This is a genomic window from Leptolyngbya sp. AN10 (assembly GCF_050565645.1).
Taxonomy (GTDB): Bacteria; Cyanobacteriota; Cyanobacteriia; order Leptolyngbyales; family Leptolyngbyaceae; genus Leptolyngbya.
This window is the reverse complement of record NZ_JBNXVP010000120.1, coordinates 1-818: the sequence shown is the minus strand read 5'-3', so window position 1 is coordinate 818 and position 818 is coordinate 1. Positions and strand designations below refer to the sequence as shown.

The following is an 818-nucleotide window of genomic DNA, read 5'->3' as shown; positions in this document are numbered from 1 at the left end:
AAAGCGCAATGCTCGCACGTAAAGCGCAATGCTCTACACCAGACGCGCAGCAATCGCTGCGCTGGTTTCTTTGCGCTCATCGATACAAAGTTTCTCTGGCTTGCCTAACCCGCAACTTGGGTTATTACAGAAGCATTTCGCAGCAATGCCCTTGGGCAGAGTATAAAGTACGATGACAATCTAATTCTGAAAGTAAATTTCCAATATTGCTCCAGAAACTAGATTCGTCATCATAATATTGGCAGCTTATTCTATGTCCAATACTCTGATTGGAACGGTGTTTAGAGCAGACAACGCCCTCGACAACAGGAACATCAAACTATACTCGGTGCAGCAGCCTTCTGAATGTCCTTCAGTAGTGACTCTACTTCTCTCCTGACACTGAGTAACCGATTGAGTTCGTCATTGGAAGTTGCGATCTCGCTCGTTACCTGCTGACGAGCTTCAGCAATCTTCTCCTCAATCTGTCCATAAACTCCAGTCTCAACTTCGCGTAACTGTCTCTCAATTTGCTGTTTCAGATCTACCGCGATCGCTTGAAACTGGCTCGTGATCTCCCGACGCACATCAGACATTTTCTGCTCACGCTCACGCTCCTGGTGCAAGGAATATAGATCCATGCCAACTGAAATCAGTGCCAAAGCTGGACCTAAGAATACCGCAGCGTTGCCAATCCCTTTCGCAATTCCTACAGTGTTGGGCGACAATCATATTGACCAAATGACGATTACGTAGTCCAGCATCGAGATCAAGTTTTAGACCAAGATCGGGATCAAGAATGAGATTGATTTGAGACTAAAATGAATATTGAGAAACTC

General features: G+C 45.5%; 1 protein-coding gene. It reads right to left on the bottom strand.

Annotation, left to right across the window (positions count from 1 at the left end):
* Positions 1-314: 314 nt before the first annotated feature.
* Complete coding sequence (locus ACQ4M5_RS41835) at positions 315-620, bottom strand: hypothetical protein (RefSeq protein WP_430681706.1); 306 nt, start codon at positions 618-620, stop codon at positions 315-317.
* Positions 621-818: the final 198 nt, after the last annotated feature.

What these genes read in the sequence shown, in the direction of transcription:
- ACQ4M5_RS41835 (WP_430681706.1), bottom strand. Translation starts at nt 620, where the DNA reads ATGGATCTATATTCCTTGCACCAGGAGCGTGAGCGTGAGCAGAAAATG.